Here is a 15,668-nt window from a genome sequence, read left to right as displayed (position 1 = left end):
CTACACGGCCAAGCATCTGCACTGCTAAACATCTGCGCATCCATACGTCCAAAAAGGATTAATATATTCCATAATGGCATATATAACCGTTATTTGTTCTTTTTAAAGCGCTTATTCTCAGCGCTATCATCCACATAACGACTTTTATACCGAATAATCCTGGAGCTGAGTCATGGCGATCCCCCATTCCGTCATCGAGATGATTGGCAATACCCCGATGCTGGAACTGACCCGGTTCGATACCGGCCCGTGCCGGCTGTTCGTCAAGCTGGAGAATCAAAACCCCGGCGGTTCGATCAAAGACCGCGTGGCGCTGTCGATGATCGAACAGGCCGAGCGCGACGGCAAGCTGCAGCCGGGCGGCACCATCATCGAAGCCACCGCCGGCAATACCGGCCTGGGACTGGCGCTGGTGGCGGCGCTGAAAGGCTATAAGCTGCTGCTGGTGGTGCCGGACAAGATGAGCCGCGAGAAGATCTTCCACCTGCGCGCGCTGGGCGTGGAAGTGCAGCTGACCCGCTCGGACGTCGGCAAGGGGCATCCGGCTTACTATCAGGATTACGCCAAACGCCTGGCCGGGGAGATCCCCGGCGCTTTTTATATCGATCAGTTCAACAACCCGGCCAACCCGGCGGCCCATACCACCACCACCGCCCCCGAACTGTGGCGGCAAATGGAGCATGACGTGGACGCTATCGTGGTTGGCGTCGGCTCCGGCGGCACGCTGGGCGGGCTGAGCCGCTATTTCGCCGACGTTTCGCCGCAGACGGAATTCGTGCTGGCCGACCCTGCCGGCTCTATCCTGGCGGACTATCTCGACAACGGCAGCATCGGCGAAGCGGGCAGTTGGCTGGTGGAAGGCATCGGCGAAGACTTCGTCCCGCCGCTCAGCGACTTTGACCAGGTCCGCAACGCTTACCGCATCGGCGACGCCGAAGCCTTCACCACCGCGCGCGATCTGCTGCGCAAGGAAGGCGTGCTGGCGGGATCGTCCACCGGCACCCTGCTGGCCGCCGCGCTGCGTTACTGCCGCGCACAGACCGAACCCAAGCGGGTGGTGACCTTCGTCTGCGACAGCGGCAACAAATACCTGTCTAAAATGTATAACGACCACTGGATGCTGGAACAGGGCCTGCTGAGCAAGCCGCAGCACGGCGATCTGCGCGATCTGATCGCCTACCGCCACGACGAAGGCGCCGCCGTCTCCGCCGCGCCGGACGACACGCTGGCGATCGTGCACGCCCGCATGCGGCTGTACGACATCTCGCAGCTGCCGGTGCTGGAAGGCGATCGGGTGGTCGGCCTGATCGATGAGTGGGATCTGCTGAACGCCGTCCAGGCCGACGCCGCCCACTTCAGCCTGCCGGCCGGCAGCGCGATGACCAAGCAAGTCCAGACGCTGCAAAAGGAAGCCGGCTACGACGAATTGCAGGCCACCTTCAACCATGGCCACGTCGCGGTGGTGCTCGACGGCGAGCGCTTCCTCGGCCTGATTACCCGCACAGACGTGCTAAACGCCTGGCGCCAAAAATTACGTTAATAAGGACCCTTTATGGCCAAGTTTGATACGTTGACCGTTCACGCCGGTTACACCCCGGACGCCACCGGCGCCGTGATGCCGGCAATTTACGCCACCTCCACCTACGCCCAACCGGCGCCGGGCGAGCATACCGGCTACGAATACTCCCGCAGCGCCAACCCGACGCGCACCGCGCTGGAAAGCGCCATCGCCGAACTGGAGGGCGGCAGCCGCGGCTACGCCTTCGCCTCCGGCCTGGCGGCCTGCTCCACGGTGCTGGAGCTGCTCGATAAGGACAGCCACCTGATCGCAGTAGACGATCTGTACGGCGGCACCTATCGCCTGCTGGAAAAAGTGCGCAGCCGCACCGCCGGCCTGCGCGTCACTTACGTGTCGCCGGCGGATCTCGCCGGGCTGGAGCAGGCGATCGAGCCGGACACCAAAATGATCTGGGTAGAAACCCCGACCAACCCGCTGCTGAAGCTGGCGGATCTGAGCGCCATTGCCGCGATCGCCAAAAAGCATGGGCTTATCAGCGTGGCGGACAATACCTTCGCCTCGCCGTATCTGCAGCGCCCGCTGGATCTGGGCTTTGACGTGGTGGTGCACTCCGCCACCAAATACCTCAACGGCCACTCCGACGTGGTGGCCGGCGTCGCGGCGGTGGGGGATAACCCGGCGCTGGCGGAACAGCTCGGTTTCCTGCAAAACGCGGTCGGCGGCATTCTCGATCCGTTCAGCAGCTTCCTGACGCTGCGCGGCATTCGCACCCTGGCACTGCGCATGCAGCGCCACAGCGACAGCGCGCTGCGCATCGCCCAGTGGCTGGAGAGCCAGCCGCAGGTTGAAAACGTCTACTATCCCGGCCTGCCTAGCCATCCGCAGCACGCGCTGGCGGCGCGCCAGATGACGCGCTTCGGCGGCATGATCTCGGTGCGGCTGAAAGGCGACGATGCCTATGCGCGCCGGGTCATCAAGCGCTCGCGCCTGTTCACCCTGGCGGAAAGCCTGGGCGGCGTGGAAAGCCTGATCAGCCAGCCGTTCAGCATGACGCACGCCTCCATTCCGCTGGAACAGCGCCTGGCAACCGGCATCACGCCGCAGCTGGTGCGCCTGTCGGTGGGGATTGAGGATGTGGAAGATCTGATCGCCGATCTGCAGCAGGCGCTGGCGGAATAATCGCCCGCATCAATCGCCATCAGCCCGGCCGGCGCGCCGGGCTTTTTTGTGCCCGCTATTCAGACGCCGATGACGTCCCAATAAAAGCGCTGCGCCACATCGGGGTGGGAACGGATGCGGCCTTTCAGGTAGTTATACCCCACGTCGCGCAGCAGCGGGTTGAGCGGATCGCTGGCCGGGCCGCGCGCCTGCGCCGCCAGCAGCGGCGGCAGTTGATACAGCGGCACCACCGCGTCCAAGCGCGCGCCGAGGAAAAAAGCGATCGACAGCCTGTCGCGCCCCGCCGGCGGAGTCTCCACCCGGTGCACCGTGGCGCGCAGATAGCCGTTGGTCGCCAATTCCAGCAGCTCGCCGATGTTCACCACGAAGGTGTCTTCACGCGGCTGGGCGTCAATCCACCGCCCTTCGCTCACCTCCACCTGCAGCCCTTTTTGCTCGTCCTGCAGCAGGAAGCTGAGAAACCCGGAGTCCTTGTGCGCGCCGACGCCCTGTGCGCTGGCGGTAGCGTCCCGCCCCGGATAGCGAATCAGTTTGATGTGCTCGTTGGGCTTATCGCCATACAAGCGATCGAAAGCCTGCTCCGGCAACGACAGCGCCAAAGCGAAAGCGCGCAGCAGCCGCAGCGACATGGCGGTCATCGCCTGTTGCCACTGCAGCAGCAGCGGTTTCAGCGTCGGCAGCGCCGCCGGCCACTGGTTTGGCCCCTGCAGGCGCGCCCAGCGCGGGGTGTCGTCAGATAGCGTCAGCGCCGGGCGTTCGGCGCCGATATCGAACTGCTCGCGCCAGTCCGGCTGGCCGCGCGTGAGCTCTGCCGCCGCCCGGTTGTAACCGCGAAAGTGCGGCGAATGCACCATCTGCACCGCCAGCTTGTCGGCTTCCGGCAGCGCGAAAAATTGCCGCGCGCCCTGCTGCAGCCGCGCATTCAGCGCGCCGTCCACGCCGTGCCCGCGCAGATAGAAAAAACCGACGTCGCGGGCCGCCGCGCGCAGATCGTCAAGAAAGGCGCGCCGCTGGCGCGCATCGCCGTCAAGCAGCGAAAGATCCAGCAGCGGCAGCGTCTTCAGCGTCGTCAGATGCGTCATCATGCGGTTCCTCTTCTTCCCCAATCACAATCGGGCTGCCATACAGGCGAATAATCAACATTTTCACTCCCTACCGGGTAGCTGCATTTGCTCCATAGTTATCACCGCGCTCGCCGGGGCGGCCAATATTGTTGCGTTCTAAGTTATGCAAACGTTCAACAAACTGTCGCAAAACCGTCATCAATGTTACTTATGCTCTGCGCAATTTCGCCGACGCCGCTGGCTGGCGATGGGCGCTATCCGCTATCCTGTAAACGACCTCATACCCTGCCTGCCGGAGAAATACTGATGGATTTAGCCTTATTCGACCTGGATGAAACCCTGATTGACGATGACAGCGCCAGCCTGTGGATCCGCTGGCTGGTCGGCCAGGGCTTCGCGCCGGCGGAGCTGGAGCTGCAGGAGCAGCAGCTGATGCAGCTTTATTATCAGGGCAAGCTGTCGATGGAGGATTACATGCAGGCCACGCTGGCGCCGCTGGCCGGCCTGAGCGTGCAAACCGTGGCCGGCTGGGTACAGCGTTACATCCGGCGCGACATCCTGCCGCGCGTCTATCCCGCCGCCCGTGAACGCCTGCAGTGGCACCGCGAGCGCGGCGACTGCATTCTGGTGATCTCCGCCACCGGCGAGCATCTGGTGGCGCCGATCGCCGAACAGCTCGGCGCCGATGATGCGCTGGCGATCGGCGTGGAAATCAGCGACGGCCGCTTCACCGGCAACACCTACGGCACCATGACCTATCAACAGGGCAAGGTGATCCGCCTGCAACGCTGGCTGGCGCAGCATCCGCACCTGCAATTCGAACACAGCCACGGCTACAGCGACTCCCTCAACGATAAGGCGATGCTGCAATTCGTCGACAGCGCCACGGTGATCAACCCCGACAGCGAACTGAGCGCGCTGGCGGCGGAGCACGGCTGGGAAGTGTGCCGCTGGGAACGCTGAGCGGCAGGCAAAAAGTGCCCTGCGGTGTGACAAATAGCGTTTTGTGGCGTAGGTATAGAGGGTCCTTAATCCACTAACGGAGTTGCGCAATGCTGACCATTTGGGGCCGTGAGAATTCGAACAACGTCAGGAAGGTGCTGTGGTGCGCCGCCGAACTGGGGCTGAGCTATACCCACATCAACGCCGGCGGCGCGTTCGGCAAGGTGAACGAAGAGAGTTACCGCGCGCTGAACCCGAACGGCCTGGTGCCGCTGCTGCAGGACGATGACTTCGTGCTGTGGGAATCCAACACCATCGTGCGCTATCTGGCGGCGAAATTCGGCGACGCGACGTTCTATCCGCAAGATCTGCAGGCGCGCGCCGCCGCCGAGAAGTGGATGGACTGGACCACCTCAACCATCGTCCCGGCCTTCACCATCGTCTTTTGGGGCCTGATCCGCACCGCGCCGGAATTGCGCGACATGGCGAAAATCGAAGCGGCGATCGCCACGCTGGAAAAGCACTTCGACGTCATCGAACAGACGCTGGCGCGCCAGCCTTACCTCTCCGGCGACGCGTTCGGCTTCGGCGATATCCCGCTCGGCAGCTTCGCCTACGCCTGGTTCGAAATGCCGATCGCCCGCCGCCCGCGGCCGAACATGGAGCGCTGGTATCAGCAGCTGCGCGCCCGCCCGGCCTATCAGCGCGGCGTGATGAGCGAACTCACCTGATCGCTGCGGGGCGTTACGACGCCCCGACCTTCAGCAGCTTGCCGTCCCGCTCGTCCGTCAGCAGATACAGATAGCCATCCGGTCCGCTGCGCACCTCGCGAATGCGCTCGCCGCGATCGCCCAGCAGCCGCTCTTCCGCCACCACCTTGTCGCCTTCCAGCGTCAGGCGGATCAGCTCCTTTTGCGCCAGCGCGCCGATGAACAGCGAGTGCCGCCAGGCGGGGAAGCGCTGCCCGTCATAAAACGCCATGCCGCTGAGGCCGGGCGATACCCGCCAATAGTGCAGCGGCTGTTCGGTGCCGGGCACCCGTTCCCCTTTGGCCTCGGGGATCGGCTGGCCGGAATAGTTGATGCCGTAGGTGGCCAGCGGCCAGCCGTAGTTTTTACCCGGCAGCGGGAGGTTGAGCTCATCGCCGCCGCGCGGGCCGTGCTCGTGTTCCCAGATCGCGCCGCTCCACGGGTTCAGCGCCAGCCCTTGCGGATTGCGGTGCCCATAAGACCAAACCTCCGGCCGTTTGCCGGCCTGGCCGACCCAGGGGTTGTCCGGCGGCACCGCGCCTTCGGCGGTCAGCCGCACCAGCTTGCCCTGCAGCTTGTCGGTCTCCTGCGCCGTCGGCCGCTGGTTGTTTTCGCCCAGCGCGATAAACAGGTAGCCCTGCCTGTCGAACGCCAGCTTGCCGCCGAAGTGATTGCCGACCGACAGCTTGGGCAGCTGGCGGAAGATCACCTTGAAGTTTTCCAGCCGCGCGCCGTCGTCGCTCAAACGGCCGTAGCCGACCGCCGTGCCGGCTTTGCCGCCCTCGCCCGGTTCGGCGAAGCTGAGGTACACCCGGCGGCTGGCGGCGAAGTCGGGGGCCGGCAACACCTCCAGCAGGCCGCCCTGCCCCTCGGCGTAAACCTGCGGCACGCCGGCGATCGGCGGCGACAGGCCTTTGCCCTGCTGCCACAGCCGCAGCCGGCCGGGCCGCTCGGTGATAAGCAGGCCTTGTTCCGCCGGCAAAAAGGCCAGCGACCACGGGTGTTCCAGGCCGTCCTGCAGTTGGCTGACCGTCGGCGCGGCGTGCAGCAGGCCGCTGCACAGCAGCAAACCGGCCAGCAAAGTCAATCGGGGCATGGCGTCCTCCTGAGAGTGAAATGACCCGTTTAGTGTAGCCCACTCAGCAGGAGCGGTCGTTTGCATTACATTTCAACAGGTTGCCTTTTGGCCGCAGTGTGCTTAAGTTAACCCATCACCCAGGAGGAAAAATGGACATTACCGTTACCGACGCGATTGACGAACACACCCTCGATGCGATCAGGCAAGGCCTGCGCGCTTACAACCTGCCGCATATCGACGCCCGTCACCGCAAGCCGCTCAGCGTCTATGCGCGCGACGAGGCCGGCACGGTGATCGGCGGGCTGACCGCCGAAACCTGGGGCAACTGGCTGAGCGTCGAATGGCTGTGGGTGGCGGACTCCCAACGCGGCAGCGGCCTCGGCGGCCGGTTGATGCGCGCCGCCGAACGCGAGGCGCAGGCGCGCGGCTGCCGCTACGCTCGCCTGGATACCTTCAGCTTCCAGGCGCGGCCGTTCTACGAAAAACTCGGCTATCAGCTGCAAATGACGCTGAAAGATTATCCGGTGGAACATGAGTGTTATTTTCTCACCAAAACTCTGACTGATTAATGGATGGACGGATGGACAGCAAAAGCATGGTGGTGAACTGTGTGGCGTACAAAGCCGGCCAACGGCTGGGCGAAGTGACCATCGACGATATCAGCGAGGTGGTCAAACAGTCGGATACCTTCATCTGGCTGGGGCTGCGGCAGCCGGAGCCGGCGTTTATGCGCAAGGTGCAGGAGGAGTTCGGCCTGCACGATCTGGCGATCGAAGACGCGCTGTGCGCGCACCAGCGGCCGAAGCTGGAAACCTACGGCGATTCGCTGTTCATCGTGGTGAAAACCGCGCAGTGGGGCGAGAACGACGAAATCGAATACGGCGAAACCCATTTCTTCGTCGGCAAAAACTTTCTGGTGACGGTGCGCCACGGCGCCTCGCCCAGCTACGCGCCGATCCGCGCCAAGGCGGAAGAGAACCGCAAGCAGATGTGCCGCGGGCCGGGCTTCGCCCTCTATTCGGTGTTGGACTTCGTGGTGGACAACTACCGCAGCGTGGTGACGCGCTTCGAGAGCACCATCGAGAATATCGAAGCCAACATGTTTCAGTCGGAGTTCGATCAGGCGGCTATCGAGAACGTCTATACCCTGCGCCGCCATCTGTTGGCGCTGCGAAACGCCGCGCTGCCGATGGATGAAATCTGCAACCAGCTGATCCGCCTGCACGAAGAGGTGATCCCGAAAGAGCTGCGCGCCTATGTGCGTGATGTGCAGGATCACGCGCATCAGGTGGTCAGCAATATCGACGACATGCGCGAAATGCTGACCAACGCCATGCACGTCAACCTGGCGTTGGTGACGGTCAAACAGAACGAAGTGGTGAAACGCCTGGCGGGCTGGGGGGCGATTTTGGCCATCCCGACGGTGATCTTCAGCCTGTACGGCATGAACTTCGCCGACATGCCGGAGCTGAAGTTCCCGTGGGCCTATCACGCCACGCTGGGGGTGACCGCCGTCGGCTGCATTTTCCTGTATCAGAAGCTGAAGAAATCGGGCTGGCTGTAAGCGCCAAAACGGCGGGTTTTCCCGCCGGAGAAACGATCTGCGGAGCGGCCCGCCACGCCGCTTCAATACAGCATCGGCCGCCGATCGCGATGCACGTGATTGTGGCGGCCGATATGCTTATCATCGGCCGCGCAGATATCCATCGATGCCAGCACCATGCCTTCGCCTGCCAGGCTCTGCGTCAATGGATAGCCGTCGGCGTCGACGATCACCGAGCCGCCGATCCACGCAACGCCGCGCTCCGTTTCGCAACGATCGCACACCGCGATGAACAGCCGATTGACGGCGGCGTTGGCCTGCGCCTTCACCATCTCCGCCGGCCGTTCGCCCTGCGGGCGCGGCGCCAGCGGCCAGTTGACCGGCGCGCACAGCAGCTGAGCGCCGGCCAGCGCCGGCAGCCGTACCCACTCAGGGAATTCGAGATCGTAACAGATCATCACCGCCAACCGGCCAAAGCGGGTCTCGACGACCGGCGGCGGCCGATCGCCGGCGGTAAAGATGGTGCTCTCTTCGTGCCACAGGTGCGCTTTGCGATAAATCGCCCTCACCCCCTGCGCATCGATCAATGCCGCGCTGTTGGCCACCTCGCCATCGGGCAGGCGCTCGCAGAAACCGGCGACGATCGCCACATCCAACTCGCGCGCCAGGGCTCCCCACAGGCTGAGGCTAGGCCCGTCTTCAGCCTCGGCCAACGCACGCACCTCCGCCTTATCGCGCAGCACGTAGCCGCTGTTCACCAACTCCGGCAGCACGATAACGTTGGCGCCGCGCTGCGCCGCCCGGCGGATAGCCTGGGCGGACAGCGCCCGATTATGTTCCGCTTCCCCGACCCGCAACGCTAACTGGCAGCATGCGACTTTGATTTTTTCCTTCACTCCCAATCTCCTTACGACCGCCGTTAAACCCATTCGGGAGCCGTGCGCCCCGCCCTCCAGTAAAGCAGCAAAGGCGCCGCGATAAAAGCTCAGTGCGTTTCAGCGCTCGGTTTGGGTCTGCAGCTGCGCTGCCGGGCGGCTCAACAGGCTGCCCAGCACGAAGGCGACGCCGCCGCCCAGCAGGCCGCCGTAGATTGGGCTGTTGGCGTCGATGCCGTGCCAGACCATCAGCCCCACCACGCACAGGCTGCCGGTCAGCATGCTGGCGATGGCGCCGGCGCTGGTGGCGCGCGGCCAGAAGATCGCCCCCACCAGCGGGATCAGCATGCCGCCCACCAACAGGTTGTAAGCCAGGGTCAGCGCCGCCAGCACGTCGCGCACCACGAATGCCAGCCCCAGCATGACCGCGCCCATGAGGAGCGTGGTGAAGCGCCCGGCGGCCAACCCGCCGGAAGGTTTGCGCCGGATGGCCGGCAATACGTCCTCCAGCGCGATGGTGGAAGAGGCCAGCAGGCAGGCGCTGGCGGTGGACATCAGCGCCGCCAACGCCGCGGCGGCCACCAGCCCGCTGACGCCGACCGGCAACACCGCCTGCGCGATAGCGGCGAAGGCGCCGTCGGTGTTGCTGAGCGACGGCAGCACGATCTTGCCGGCCATGCCGATCAGCGCGCCGGTCACGCCGTACAGCACGCAGTAGACGCCCGCCCCCAGCCCGGCGAAGCGGGCCACGTTGGCGCTGCGGGCGGTAAATACCCGCTGCCAGATGTCCTGGCCGATCAGAATACCGAAGAAGTAGATCAGGAAAAATACCAGAATGGTGTCCAGCCCGATCGACGACAGCTGGTAGTAACCGGCGGGCAGCAGGCTGGTGAACGCCTCCCAGCCGCCGGCCTTGACGATGCTCATCGGCATCAGCACCAGCATCATGCCGACGGTCATGATGATGAACTGAATGATGTCGGTCAGCGTCAGCGACCACATGCCCCCCAGCGTCGAATACAGCACCACCAGCCCGCCGCCGAGCAGGATAGACGCGCTGAACGACAGGCCGAACATCACCTGCATCACGCTGCCGATGGCGATGATCGAAGTCACCGCCACCATCAGATCATACGCCAGCATGATCGCGCCGCTGGTAACCCGCGCCGCCGGATGATAGCGCCGCGACAACACCTGGCTGACGGTATACAGCTTCAGCTTGAGCAGCGGCTTGGCCAGCACCAGGCTCAACACCACGATGCCCAGCCCCAGCGCGCCGCACAGCCAGACGCCGGAGATGCCGTAGGTGTAGCCGAGCTTGACGCTGCCGATGGTCGACGCGCCGCCGAGCACCACCGCCGACAGCGTGCCCAGATACAGCCCCGGCCCCAGGTTGCGCCCGGCGACCAGATACGCCTCTTTGGAATTGGCGCGGCGAATGCCCATCCATCCCACCGCACCTATCACCAGAAAGTAAAACACCACGACCAGCAGATCGAGATTCATGGGTACCTCCACTCCGTTGTTATTCTTATCAGGGGCCCCGACGCAACCGCTCCGCCGGTAGGGTCAGTGCACCGCCTCAGCGGGCCGGCAGCACGCACAACATTTCAAACAGCAGGTTGGCCGCCAGCAGTGCCGTGTTGCCGGAGCGATCGTAAGGCGGCGACACTTCCACCACATCGCCGCCCACCAGGTTCAGCCCGCGGCAGCCACGCACAATCTCCAACCCCTGCCAAACCGACAGCCCGCCGACCTCCGGCGTGCCGGTGCCCGGCGCGAAGGCCGGATCCAGCCCGTCGATATCGAAGCTGAGGTAAACCGGCGCATCGCCCATCTGTTCGCGGATCTCCGCCATCAGCGGCGTCAGCGATCGGTGCCAGCAGGCCTCGGCCGGCACCACGCGAAAGCCCTGACGGCGCGACCAGTCGAAGTCGTCCGCCGCATAGCCGCTGCCGCGCAGGCCGATCTGCACCACTTTTTCCGGCGCCAGCACCCCTTCCTCGAACGCGCGGCGGAAGGTGGTGCCGTGCGCCAGCTGTTCACCGAACATCTCCTCGTTGGTGTCGGAATGCGCATCGACGTGGATCAGCCCGACCGGGCCATGTCGACGGGCGACGGCGCGCAGCACCGGCAGCGTCAGCGTGTGGTCGCCGCCGAGCGTCAACGGCATGCAGCCGTGCGCCAGGATCTCGTGGTAGGCCGCCTCGATGCGCTGCACGCTGTCCGCCAGGCTGTAAGGGTTGATGGCGACATCCCCCAGGTCGGCCACCTGCAGCCGTTCGAACGGGGCGGAGCCGGTGCCCATGTTGTAGGGGCGGATCATCACCGATTCTTGGCGGATCTGGCGCGGGCCATAGCGGGTGCCGCTGCGGTTGGAGGTGCCGATATCCAGCGGAATGCCGACAAAGGCGGCGTCCAAACCGCGCGCCTGTTCGGCGGCGGGCAGGCGCATCATGGTGGGGATACCGGCAAAGCGCGGCATATCGTTACCGCTTTGGGGTTGGTTCAGCATGGCGTTTCCTTGTCTTGATCTGCGATGAATTGAAACATTTGAGCAACATTCGCAGACTACCCCGCTGGCCACCCCGGCTACCATTCCCGCTTTTGCATGTAAACATCGAAAAACGCGATGTAACTAACCTATTGAAGTATTGATTTTTATTTCAACTTCATGCCATAAGGGAGGCCATATCTTCAGCGCCGCACCTATTTTCTCGATGTTAAAAATGGGTTAACCGGCCGACGTTCTGCGGAGGGGACGATGCTCACCAACCTAAGCGATATCGATCTGAAACTGCTGCGGGTATTTGTCGCGGTGGCGGAAGCTCAGGGCGTCAGCGCCGCGCAGGAAGCGCTGCTGATGAACCAGTCCACCATCAGCACTCACCTGGCCTCGCTGGAAACCCGGCTGGGTTTTCGCCTGTGCCAACGCGGCCGCTCCGGCTTCCGGCTGACGCCCAAGGGCGAACGCATGCTGATCGCCTGCCGCTCGCTGTTCAACGCCGCCCGCGACTTCACCCGAGTCAGCCGGTCGCTGAACGGCCTGCTGACCGGCGATCTGCAGATCGGTCTGGTGGATAATCTGGTTTCGCTGCCGGGCAATCCGTTCAGCCAGGCCATCAAACACTTCCAGCGCCGCCACCAGGACGTGCAATTGCAGTGCCGCATCTGTTCGCCGAACGAGATTGAGCAAGGGCTGCTGCACCGGCAGCTCGATCTGGGCATCGGCTACTTTGGCCAGCAGTTGGAGGCGTTGCGTTATCAGCCGTGGCTGGAGGAGACGCAGGCTATCTACTGCAGCGCGGATCACCCGCTGTTCGCGGTGGAAGAACCGGAGCGCGAGCAGATTGAAAACGCGCGCTGGGTCAAGCGCGGCTACCTGCTGGCGCAGCAGCTGTGCCCGATCGCGCCGCCTCACCTGGCGGCGGTGGCCCACCATATGGAAAGCGTCGCCCATCTGGTGCTGAGCGGCACCTGTCTCGGCTATCTGCCCACCCACTACGCGGCGCGCTGGGTGGAACAGGGGCTGCTGCGGCAACTGGGCGGCGCGGCGCTCTCTTACCGCGCCACGCTCAGCCTGGTCAGCCGCCCCGTCCAGCCCGACGAGGCGTTGAACGCGCTGCTGGAGGATTTGGCGCGCGCCGCACGCCAATCGCCTCATCGCTGAGAGGCCAGCGCCCGATTCATGGCAAACAGCGTGCCGGTTAAAGACAGGATGAGAAGCCCGATAATGGCCCAGGCAAAAGAGGCCGCCCCGCCCCTGTCGAGCAGCATGCCGCCGATCGCGCCACCGGCGGCCACGGCGGTATTCCAGCCCGTGGTATACATGGACTGTGCCACGTCGGCCGCACGGCCGGAAAGGCGTGACAATGCCGTCTGCGTGAGGGTGGCAAAACCGCCGAAAGCCGCGCCCCACAATGCGACCGCGAGATACACCATCGGGGCTATCCGCCCCCCACTTCCCAGCAGCACGGCGGCGAGGGCAAAGATGACGATGCTCATCACCGTAAGAGATTGGACTCGTCGATCGACCAGCATCCCGGCGACGCCCAATCCGGCAATCGCGCCCAGCCCGAAGATAAACAGCACGATATCGACCCGCTCGGATAACCCCGACGGCGTGAGGAAAGGCTCCAGGTAGATATACAGAATGTTGTGGGCAACGATGAAGGTGAACACCACGAACAGCACGGCGCGGATCCCGCATTGCAAGAATACGCCGCTCAGAGACGGGCGATGCGCCTTAGCCTGGCCGGGGAAATCCGGCACGATGGCGATGATCCACACCACGAGCATCAGCGCCATCAACGTCATCAGGCCAAAGGCGCCCTGCCAGCCGATGGCTCGGCCAAGCAACGTGCCGAGCGGTACGCCGAGCACCAGCGCCAGGGTGGCGCCGGCGCCGGAGATCGCAATAGCACGGCCGCCAAGATGGGCCGGTGACATGCGCACGGCGTAACCGGCCAGCAAGGACCAAACGATGCCGCCGAAAACGCCGGCGAAGAAACGCGTCGCCAATGAGACGTGGTAATCATGCGACAGTGCCGTGACGAGGTTAACGATGGCAAAACCGCCGATCGCGCTCAAGAGCAAGGGGCGGCGCCGCATGCCTTGCGTCAATGCGGTGAGCGGAATAGCGGCGACCAACGCGCCCACCGCATAGGCGGTGATGAACTGCCCCGCCAGACTTTCAGACACGTTCAAATCGCCCGCGATCGAAGAAAGCACGCCCGCCGGCATGATCTCGGTCAGCAGCGTGATAAAAGCGGCCATCGCCAATGCCAGCAGGCCCCCCAGCGGCAACCGCTCGCTGCTCGCGGCAGGCGCAGATATCGTCGTTTGATTCATCAATCACTCCCCATTCAAAGATGTTTCCGCCCATTGCGGATGACGTTTGCATCATGCTGCCCACTCGCTGATAAAAGAAAAACAGGCTAAAGTGAATAACACTCATGACAAAAAAGTCATCAATAGAATGGAAGCCTATGGAAAGCTTGGGTTCTCTCGACGTTTTCGTGCGGGTCAGCGAAAGCCGCAGTTTCACGGCGGCCGGGCAACAGTTGGGGATCTCCGCGTCGGCGGTCAGCAAAACTATCGCCCGGCTGGAGGAACGGCTCAGCGTGCGGCTGTTTCACCGCTCCACCCGCACGGTCAACCTAACGCCGGAAGGGGCCTTGTTCCTGGAAAGGTGCCGACGCATTTTGAGCGAGGTGAAAGAGGCGGAAGCCGAACTGTTGCAAACGCGGGGAACGCCCCAGGGCAAGCTGCGCATCAGTCTGCCGTCGCTGGGCACGCTTTTCATGCCAAAACTGGGGGACTTCAAACGCCGCTATCCTGAGATCGAGCTGGATATTGATTATTCGGATCGGCTGGTTGACGTGATTGAGGAAGGTTTCGATGCCGTTATCCGCAGCGGAACCCCGAGCGACTCACGGCTGGTTGCCCGCCGGCTGGGTACCTGCCGCAAGGTTTTCGTTGGCGCGCCGGGTTATTTCAGCAAAGCGGGTATGCCGAGCAAGCCCGAGGATCTGACAAGCCATGCCCGTTTGCATTATCGCTTTCCCAGCACCGGCAAACTGGATGTCTGGCCGCTGGGAGACAAGACGGAGATGATCCCCGAACGGCCGGCCAGCATGGTGACAAATACTCTCGATCCGCAGGTGTGCTTCGCGGAGCAAGGGCTCGGCATCGCTTATTTGCCGGAAATCGCCGTGCGCAGACAGCTGGAACAGGGCAGCCTGGTGACGGTCCTGGATGAATACGACCGCGAGAACATGGTTTTTCATGTCCTCTGGCCGTCGGGCCGCCACCTGTCAGTCAAAATCAGGCTGTTCGTCGACTTTGTGACGAGCCACCTTTTCCCGCTTTAAACGGCGTAGGCTGCCTTAACTGACCGGCATGCGCGCCGGATCGGGATACTGGTACTCAAAACCCAGCTCGTTGCAGATGCGGTTGCCGTCCACCAGCCGCTCATCCTGCTCCGCTTCGTCGGCGAACTGCGGCGGCTCCAGGTGCAGCTGCTCGGCCAGCGCCGGATAAAATTCGCGTTTGGCCGGATGATGCGGCGCGCACAGATTGTACACATGGCCGCCCTTCGGCAGCTTCAGCAGCAGTTGGATGGCGGCGATGACGTCGTCCTGATGAACCAGATTCACCCCCTGCGAACCGCCCTTCACGTCGAGTTTGCCCGCCAGGAAGCGGCCGGGGTGGCGATCGGCGCCCACCAGCCCCGCCAGCCGCAGAATGTCCACCGAGGTGTTCGGCAATTCATGCAGCCAGCGCTCCAGCTCGGCCAGCACCCGGCCCGACGGCGAGACCGGCCGCAGCGGCGACTCTTCGCGCAGCGTGCCGGCGGTTTCGCCGTACACCGAGGTTGAACTGGTAAAGATCACGCGCGGCACGCCGAAGGCCATCGCGCTGTCCACCAGCATGCGCACCGCATTGAAATAGTTCTCGCTGCCTTCGACGGTGCGGCGCGCGGGCAGCGTCACCACCAGCGCATCCACGCGCAGCAGCGATTCCAGATCGTCCGGATCGCACTCCAGCTCCGGCGTCAGCTCCAGTTGATAGCATTCAATGCCGCTCATGCGCGCGGCCTCGACGCCGTCCGGCGTGGTTTTGCTGCCAACCACGTCATACCCGCGCCCCATCAGCGACAGCGCCAACGGCATGCCCAGCCAACCCAAACCAATAATGGCTACCTTTTTCATCCTCTT

General features: G+C 63.7%; 15 protein-coding genes. 8 read left to right on the top strand and 7 right to left on the bottom strand.

Translation table 11 applies throughout. From position 1 onward, the window contains the following. Window positions 1-172: 172 nt before the first annotated feature. Together ACJ8IN_RS18755 and ACJ8IN_RS18750 are read left to right on the top strand one after the other, a co-directional pair. Window positions 173-1,540, top strand: coding sequence for a pyridoxal-phosphate dependent enzyme (locus ACJ8IN_RS18755; RefSeq protein ID WP_060427922.1), 1,368 nt, complete (start codon window positions 173-175; stop codon window positions 1,538-1,540). Window positions 1,541-1,552: 12 nt separating this feature from the next. Then, window positions 1,553-2,698: a trans-sulfuration enzyme family protein gene (locus ACJ8IN_RS18750; RefSeq protein ID WP_033637784.1), complete on the top strand. Its 1,146-nt coding sequence runs from the start codon at window positions 1,553-1,555 to the stop codon at window positions 2,696-2,698. Between the two features lie 59 nt (window positions 2,699-2,757). Here ACJ8IN_RS18750 and ACJ8IN_RS18745 read toward each other — a convergent pair whose 3' ends face one another. Further along, a complete protein-coding gene (locus tag ACJ8IN_RS18745; RefSeq protein ID WP_060421745.1) occupies window positions 2,758-3,780 on the bottom strand; it encodes an isopenicillin N synthase family dioxygenase in 1,023 nt (340 codons plus the stop codon). A 288-nt stretch (window positions 3,781-4,068) separates the two neighbouring features. Here ACJ8IN_RS18745 and ACJ8IN_RS18740 point away from each other — a divergent pair, with 288 nt between their 5' ends. Together ACJ8IN_RS18740 and ACJ8IN_RS18735 are read left to right on the top strand one after the other, a co-directional pair. Then, the gene (locus tag ACJ8IN_RS18740) at window positions 4,069-4,725 is read left to right on the top strand and encodes an HAD family hydrolase (RefSeq protein WP_033654623.1); all 657 of its coding nucleotides are present in this window, start codon (window positions 4,069-4,071) and stop codon (window positions 4,723-4,725) included. An 89-nt stretch (window positions 4,726-4,814) separates the two neighbouring features. Then, entirely contained in the window at window positions 4,815-5,435 is a 621-nt protein-coding gene (locus ACJ8IN_RS18735) for a glutathione S-transferase family protein (RefSeq protein ID WP_033637781.1), read from the top strand. 13 nt (window positions 5,436-5,448) lie between these two features. Here the strand turns inward: ACJ8IN_RS18735 and ACJ8IN_RS18730 are convergent, their stop codons facing one another. Then, window positions 5,449-6,549, bottom strand: a complete 1,101-nt coding sequence (locus tag ACJ8IN_RS18730) for a PQQ-dependent sugar dehydrogenase (protein ID WP_049212987.1) — start codon at window positions 6,547-6,549, stop codon at window positions 5,449-5,451. Between the two features lie 131 nt (window positions 6,550-6,680). On the opposite strand from ACJ8IN_RS18730, the gene ACJ8IN_RS18725 reads away from it, so the two are divergent. Together ACJ8IN_RS18725 and corA are read left to right on the top strand one after the other, a co-directional pair. Continuing rightward, window positions 6,681-7,100 carry a GNAT family N-acetyltransferase gene (locus tag ACJ8IN_RS18725; RefSeq protein WP_033654621.1) on the top strand — a complete coding sequence of 140 codons (420 nt, stop codon included), beginning with the start codon at window positions 6,681-6,683 and terminating at the stop codon, window positions 7,098-7,100. Window positions 7,101-7,111: 11 nt separating this feature from the next. Further along, on the top strand, window positions 7,112-8,095 hold the full coding sequence (corA, locus tag ACJ8IN_RS18720) for a magnesium/cobalt transporter CorA (RefSeq protein ID WP_060427925.1): 984 nt from the start codon (window positions 7,112-7,114) through the stop codon (window positions 8,093-8,095). Window positions 8,096-8,157: 62 nt separating this feature from the next. Here corA and ACJ8IN_RS18715 read toward each other — a convergent pair whose 3' ends face one another. The 3 genes from ACJ8IN_RS18715 to speB all read right to left on the bottom strand — a co-directional run bounded on the left by ACJ8IN_RS18715 (window position 8,158) and on the right by speB (window position 11,464). Continuing rightward, on the bottom strand, window positions 8,158-8,970 hold the full coding sequence (locus ACJ8IN_RS18715) for a nitrilase family protein (protein WP_308325567.1): 813 nt from the start codon (window positions 8,968-8,970) through the stop codon (window positions 8,158-8,160). A 99-nt stretch (window positions 8,971-9,069) separates the two neighbouring features. Beyond that, on the bottom strand, window positions 9,070-10,455 hold the full coding sequence (locus ACJ8IN_RS18710) for a sodium:solute symporter (protein ID WP_033646725.1): 1,386 nt from the start codon (window positions 10,453-10,455) through the stop codon (window positions 9,070-9,072). A 76-nt stretch (window positions 10,456-10,531) separates the two neighbouring features. Beyond that, window positions 10,532-11,464, bottom strand: coding sequence for an agmatinase (gene speB, locus ACJ8IN_RS18705; protein ID WP_060421582.1), 933 nt, complete (start codon window positions 11,462-11,464; stop codon window positions 10,532-10,534). A gap of 249 nt (window positions 11,465-11,713) precedes the next feature. Here speB and ACJ8IN_RS18700 point away from each other — a divergent pair, with 249 nt between their 5' ends. Beyond that, window positions 11,714-12,619 carry a LysR family transcriptional regulator gene (locus ACJ8IN_RS18700; protein ID WP_161764251.1) on the top strand — a complete coding sequence of 302 codons (906 nt, stop codon included), beginning with the start codon at window positions 11,714-11,716 and terminating at the stop codon, window positions 12,617-12,619. Here ACJ8IN_RS18700 and ACJ8IN_RS18695 read toward each other — a convergent pair. Continuing rightward, window positions 12,610-13,800 (bottom strand): MFS transporter, encoded by a 1,191-nt coding sequence (locus tag ACJ8IN_RS18695; protein WP_308325566.1) that lies wholly within the window; start codon window positions 13,798-13,800, stop codon window positions 12,610-12,612. The two genes, ACJ8IN_RS18700 and ACJ8IN_RS18695, sit on opposite strands and share 10 nt — an antisense overlap. A gap of 137 nt (window positions 13,801-13,937) precedes the next feature. On the opposite strand from ACJ8IN_RS18695, the gene ACJ8IN_RS18690 reads away from it, so the two are divergent. After that, window positions 13,938-14,822, top strand: coding sequence for a LysR family transcriptional regulator (locus ACJ8IN_RS18690; RefSeq protein ID WP_033637772.1), 885 nt, complete (start codon window positions 13,938-13,940; stop codon window positions 14,820-14,822). 15 nt (window positions 14,823-14,837) lie between these two features. On the opposite strand, the gene ACJ8IN_RS18685 is transcribed toward ACJ8IN_RS18690, so the two are convergent. Then, window positions 14,838-15,662: an SDR family oxidoreductase gene (locus ACJ8IN_RS18685; protein ID WP_033654614.1), complete on the bottom strand. Its 825-nt coding sequence runs from the start codon at window positions 15,660-15,662 to the stop codon at window positions 14,838-14,840. Window positions 15,663-15,668: the final 6 nt, after the last annotated feature.

The organism is Serratia sp. CY31944 (assembly GCF_052169175.1).
Taxonomy (GTDB): domain Bacteria; phylum Pseudomonadota; class Gammaproteobacteria; order Enterobacterales; family Enterobacteriaceae; genus Serratia; species Serratia sarumanii.
The sequence above is the reverse complement of the archived record's forward strand: the minus strand, read 5'-3'. Positions and strand labels throughout refer to the sequence as shown.

Excerpts from the sequence above, each read along its gene's own strand:
- ACJ8IN_RS18695 (WP_308325566.1), bottom strand. The coding sequence starts at position 13,800 with ATGAATCAAACGACGATATCTGCGCCTGCCGCGAGCAGCGAGCGGTTG.
- ACJ8IN_RS18750 (WP_033637784.1), top strand. The coding sequence starts at position 1,553 with ATGGCCAAGTTTGATACGTTGACCGTTCACGCCGGTTACACCCCGGAC.
- ACJ8IN_RS18735 (WP_033637781.1), top strand. The coding sequence starts at position 4,815 with ATGCTGACCATTTGGGGCCGTGAGAATTCGAACAACGTCAGGAAGGTG.
- speB (WP_060421582.1), bottom strand. The coding sequence starts at position 11,464 with ATGCTGAACCAACCCCAAAGCGGTAACGATATGCCGCGCTTTGCCGGT.
- ACJ8IN_RS18730 (WP_049212987.1), bottom strand. The coding sequence starts at position 6,549 with ATGCCCCGATTGACTTTGCTGGCCGGTTTGCTGCTGTGCAGCGGCCTG.
- ACJ8IN_RS18700 (WP_161764251.1), top strand. The coding sequence starts at position 11,714 with ATGCTCACCAACCTAAGCGATATCGATCTGAAACTGCTGCGGGTATTT.
- ACJ8IN_RS18710 (WP_033646725.1), bottom strand. The coding sequence starts at position 10,455 with ATGAATCTCGATCTGCTGGTCGTGGTGTTTTACTTTCTGGTGATAGGT.
- ACJ8IN_RS18685 (WP_033654614.1), bottom strand. The coding sequence starts at position 15,662 with ATGAAAAAGGTAGCCATTATTGGTTTGGGTTGGCTGGGCATGCCGTTG.
- ACJ8IN_RS18740 (WP_033654623.1), top strand. The coding sequence starts at position 4,069 with ATGGATTTAGCCTTATTCGACCTGGATGAAACCCTGATTGACGATGAC.
- corA (WP_060427925.1), top strand. The coding sequence starts at position 7,112 with ATGGACAGCAAAAGCATGGTGGTGAACTGTGTGGCGTACAAAGCCGGC.
- ACJ8IN_RS18745 (WP_060421745.1), bottom strand. The coding sequence starts at position 3,780 with ATGACGCATCTGACGACGCTGAAGACGCTGCCGCTGCTGGATCTTTCG.
- ACJ8IN_RS18755 (WP_060427922.1), top strand. The coding sequence starts at position 173 with ATGGCGATCCCCCATTCCGTCATCGAGATGATTGGCAATACCCCGATG.
- ACJ8IN_RS18690 (WP_033637772.1), top strand. The coding sequence starts at position 13,938 with ATGGAAAGCTTGGGTTCTCTCGACGTTTTCGTGCGGGTCAGCGAAAGC.
- ACJ8IN_RS18725 (WP_033654621.1), top strand. The coding sequence starts at position 6,681 with ATGGACATTACCGTTACCGACGCGATTGACGAACACACCCTCGATGCG.